Genomic DNA, 4,085 nt, shown 5'->3' on the forward strand with positions numbered 1-4,085 from the left:
GCGCCCAGGCGACGGGCGCCGCCGCCGCGACGAGGGCCGCCGCGAGGACGACCGCCGCCGGCGCCCCGAGGAGCAGCGCCGCCCCTCCGGCGAGCGCCGGGCCGGCCAGCGCCGCGAGGGAGAACGTCAGCGCGTCCAGACCGTGCAGCCGGGGCATCCGGTCGGCGGACGCCGGCCGGGGCAGCAGTGCAGTCCAGCCGCCCGCGAGCGCCGGGCCCATCAGCCCCGTCACCACCGCGAGCAGCGCCGTCACGCCGAACGGCAGCCGGCCGAGCCCGAGGAGGACGGCGCCGAGCCCCGCCGCGTACAGGACGAGCGCGCCGGCCAGGAGCCGCCCCGGCCGCCGGGCCCGGTCCAGGAGCGCGCCCAGCAGCGGACCGCCGACCGCCGCCGCGACCGTGACGCAGGCGAGGAGCGTCCCGGCCCGGGAGGTCGAGCCGGCGGCGGCGAACCCGGCGAGCGTCAGGGCGGGACCGGACATCTCGTCCCCGGTCCGGGCGGCGAACGCGCCCGCGAGAGGGGCGGCGACGGTGGGACGGCGGGACTTCCGCACGCTGCTGCGCATGGCGCCCGAGGCTACGGAGGTAACTCAAAACCTCGCAATATGCGTTACATTCGGCCGATGCCCGTCCTCGACGACCGGTCCGCCCGGCACTCCACCGTCGCCATGGCCCTGCGCACCGCCGCCCTCGTCAACGCGCTGGCCGACCCGGCGGCCGGGCCCGGCGAGCTCGCCGCCGTGCTCCTCGCCCACGGCGAACCCGCCCCCGTCGAGGTGACCGCCGAGGACGTCACCCTGATGCGGGCCGCCGCCGTCCCCCTCCGGGAGGTGTTCGCCGCGGCCACCGCCGACGAGGCCGCCGCCCTCCTCAACCCCCTGCTCGCGGCCCACACCGGGCCCCTCCGGCTCACCTCGCACGCCGGCACCGCGCCCTGGCACCCGCACGCGGACGCCGCCGACGACGCCCCCTGGACACCGTGGTTCCTGGCCTCCGGCTGTCTGGCGCTCACCGTCCTGCTCTGGGAGCGGCAGGCCCCGCCCGGCCGGACCTGCGCCTCCCCGTCCTGCGGGCACGTGTTCGTGGCCCACGGCAGCGGACCCGAGCGCCGCTACTGCTCGCGGCGGTGCGCCACCCGCGAACGGGTGGCCGCCCATCGCCGCTCCCGTACGCCCGCGCGTCCCTGACGGGCCGGCGGGCGGTCCGTCAGAGGCGCGGCACCCGGCGGCGCCAGGCCCAGAGGGCGACCGCGGCCGCGCAGGCGGAGGCGACCAGCGTCAGCGGGAGCGCCACCGACGGGCCCTGCTCGGTGGACGCGGCGGCGGTGCCCGGGCGGTCCGCCGCGGCGCCCGCGGCGGCGGCGGGCGCGCCGGCCCCGCCGCGTACGGACACGGTCCGGGTGTCCGACCGCTGGGCCTCCGGCGACTTCGGGGGCAGCAGCGAACCGACCGGCTGGACCTTGCCCGCCGCCGCGAAGCCCCAGTCGAGCAGGTCGCGGGCCTCCTCGTACACGGCGAGCCCGCCGCCCGACTGCGGGTTCATCACCGACACGACGAGGGTGCGGTCGCCCCGGCGGGCGGCGGCGACGAGCGTGTTGCCCGCGTTGCTGGTGTAGCCGTTCTTGACGCCGATGATGCCCGGGTAGCGGCCGACGCCGTCCGCGCCGGTGAGGAGCCGGTTGGTGTTGGCGATGCCGTACGACCACGAGCCCGCCGGGAAGTCCGCGTACGCGGTCGAGCAGTAGCGGGTGAACTCCGGGTCCTGGAGGCCCGCCCGGCCGAAGACCGCCAGATCGTACGCGGACGAGACCTGGCCCGGCGCGTCGTACCCGTCCGGGGAGACCACGTGGGTGTCCCGGGCCCCCAGCGACCGGGCCTTCTCCTGCATCTGGCGGGCCATCGACTCCCAGCCGCCGCTCATCGCCGCGAGGACGTGCACGGCGTCGTTGCCCGAGCTGAGGAAGACGCCGTTCCACAGGTCGGAGACGCGGTACGTGTACCCCTCCTTCACCCCGACCAGGCTGCTGCCCTCGCCGATCCCCGTCAGCTCCTCGTCGGCCACCGTGTGCTGCTCGTCCGCCTCGTGGTGCGGCAGCGCTGTCAGCGCGAACAGGGCCTTCAGCGTGCTGGCCGGCGGCAGCTTCCGGTGCGCCGAACGGGCGGCGAGCACCTCGCCGGTCCCGGCGTCGGCCACCACCCACGACAGCGCCGACAGGGAGGGCACGGCCGGGGCGCCGGCCAGCCGCTGCACCTGCGTCCCGGACCGGTCGAGACGCGCCGGGTCGACGAACCGCCGCGCGGGAGGGGTCGGTTCGGAGACGGAGCCCGGTCCGAGGGCGGGTGCGGACGCCGGGGTACGGAGCGGGGTCGCGGCGCCGGCCACGGGGGCGGAGAGCACGAGCAGCATCGCGGCGGAGCCCGCGGCGGCATGGCGAAGAGCTGACGTGACGATCATTCAGCCACCGTAGGAAGGAGGGGAGAAGCGCGCAGAGCGGAGTGCGCCACCCGGCCTAGCGAACGCGACGCCGGGCGGCGCGTCGTGCCGCCGGGCGGGTGGTCGTGCGACCGCCCCGACCCCGCCGGACGGACGGCGCGGCCCCTCGCCGGACCCGGCGCGGCCGAGCCCGCCCACCGCAACACCGCACGAACACGTGTGCGTTGACCCTAGGATGCGGGCGGCCGCACCGGCGCCCGTCCGGCGGTCCCTCACCCATCGTCAGGAGTGGACATGGACGCAAGCCCCGGAGCTGCCGCGGAGCGCGCCCCGGAGCCGTACCGGCTCGACCCGGCCGGCGGGTGCCCGCACGCCGCCAACGCACGGCTGCTCGCCCAGGGCGCCGTGGCGCCGGTGATACTGCCCGGCGACATCGACGGCATGGTGGTCCTCGGGCACGACGCCCTCCGCGACTTCCTCGCCCATCCCGACGTCGCCAAGGAACCGCGGCACTTCACCGCGCTCGCCGAGGGCCGCATCCCCGAGGGGTGGCCGCTGCGCACCTTCGCCACCGTGCCCGGCATGATGACCGCCGACGGCGCCGACCACCGCCGGCTGCGCACCCTCGTCAGCAACGCCTTCACCGCCCGCCGCGTCGAGGAGCTGCGCCCCCGCGTCGAGGCGGTGACGGCGGGTCTGCTCGACGGCCTCGCCGAGGCCGCCGCGGCCGGCGACGGCGTCGCCGACCTGCGCCGCCACTACGCCCTCCCGCTGCCCCTCGGCGTCATCTGCGAACTCCTCGGCGTCGACCCCGCCCACCAGGACCGGCTCCACCGGCTGTCCAGCCTCGTCGTCGCCACCGACACCGAACCCGCGCAGGCCGTCGCCGCCAACCGCGACCTGGTCGAACTCCTCGCCGCCATCGCCGCCGCCAAGGCGGCCGCCCCCGGCGACGACCTGACGAGCGCGCTGATCGCCGCCCGCGACGAGGGCGGCGACCGGCTCGCCCAGCCGGAGCTGATCGGCACCCTGCTGCTGCTCGTCGTCGCGGGCCACGAGACCACGCTCAACCTCGTCACCAACGCCGTCCGCGCCCTGTGCGCCCACCGCGACCAGCTCGCCCTGGTCACCGAGGGCCGGGCGACCTGGGCGGACGCCGTCGAGGAGACCCTGCGCTGGGACAGCCCCGTCAGCTACTTCCCGTTCCGCTACCCCACCCGGGACCTGACGGTCGACGGCACCCTCATCCCCCGCGGCACCCCCGTCCTCGCCGGCTACTCGGCGGCGGGCCGCGACACGGCGGCGCACGGCCCGGACGCCGACCGCTTCGACCTCACCCGGACGGCCAAGCACCTGTCCCTCGGCCACGGCCCCCACTACTGCCTGGGCGCCCCGCTCGCCCGCATGGAGGCGGCGATCGCCCTCGAAGCGCTCTTCACCCGCTTCCCCGAGCTCGACCTGGCCGTCCCCGAGACCGGCCTGACCCGGCACAAGGGCTTCGTCGGCAACAGCGTCCGCGCCCTGCCCGTCCGGCTCGGCACCCCCGCCCGGTAGCCCCCTCAGGGGGCGCCGCCCCCGGCCCCCCCCCGGGCCCCCCCCCCCGGGGGGGGCCCCGGGGGGGGCCCCCGGGGGGGGGCCAGGGGCCCCCGCCGG

4 protein-coding genes are annotated in these 4,085 nt (G+C 77.8%); 2 read left to right on the plus strand and 2 right to left on the minus strand.

The annotated features are described in order from the left end of the window. Positions 1–565, minus strand: a 565-nt coding sequence (locus tag ACFW1I_RS37640) for an MFS transporter (RefSeq protein ID WP_384678513.1), incomplete at its 3' end; no start/stop codon positions are given. A gap of 57 nt (positions 566–622) precedes the next feature. Here ACFW1I_RS37640 and ACFW1I_RS37645 point away from each other — a divergent pair. Beyond that, positions 623–1,186, plus strand: a complete 564-nt coding sequence (locus ACFW1I_RS37645; RefSeq protein WP_384678515.1) for a CGNR zinc finger domain-containing protein — start codon at positions 623–625, stop codon at positions 1,184–1,186. A gap of 19 nt (positions 1,187–1,205) precedes the next feature. On the opposite strand, the gene ACFW1I_RS37650 is transcribed toward ACFW1I_RS37645, so the two are convergent. Beyond that, a complete protein-coding gene (locus ACFW1I_RS37650) occupies positions 1,206–2,453 on the minus strand; it encodes a D-alanyl-D-alanine carboxypeptidase family protein (protein ID WP_384678517.1) in 1,248 nt (415 codons plus the stop codon). Between the two features lie 273 nt (positions 2,454–2,726). On the opposite strand from ACFW1I_RS37650, the gene ACFW1I_RS37655 reads away from it, so the two are divergent. After that, the gene (locus ACFW1I_RS37655; RefSeq protein WP_384678519.1) at positions 2,727–3,986 is read left to right on the plus strand and encodes a cytochrome P450; all 1,260 of its coding nucleotides are present in this window, start codon (positions 2,727–2,729) and stop codon (positions 3,984–3,986) included. The last annotated feature ends 99 nt before the right edge of the window (positions 3,987–4,085 follow it).

Origin of the sequence: Streptomyces sp. NPDC058955, assembly GCF_042741435.1 — a bacterium.
In the GTDB taxonomy this organism is placed as follows: domain Bacteria; phylum Actinomycetota; class Actinomycetes; order Streptomycetales; family Streptomycetaceae; genus Streptomyces.

Coding starts and splice junctions, on each gene's coding strand:
- ACFW1I_RS37645 (WP_384678515.1), top strand. CDS start 623: ATGCCCGTCCTCGACGACCGGTCCGCCCGGCACTCCACCGTCGCCATG.
- ACFW1I_RS37650 (WP_384678517.1), bottom strand. CDS start 2,453: ATGATCGTCACGTCAGCTCTTCGCCATGCCGCCGCGGGCTCCGCCGCG.
- ACFW1I_RS37655 (WP_384678519.1), top strand. CDS start 2,727: ATGGACGCAAGCCCCGGAGCTGCCGCGGAGCGCGCCCCGGAGCCGTAC.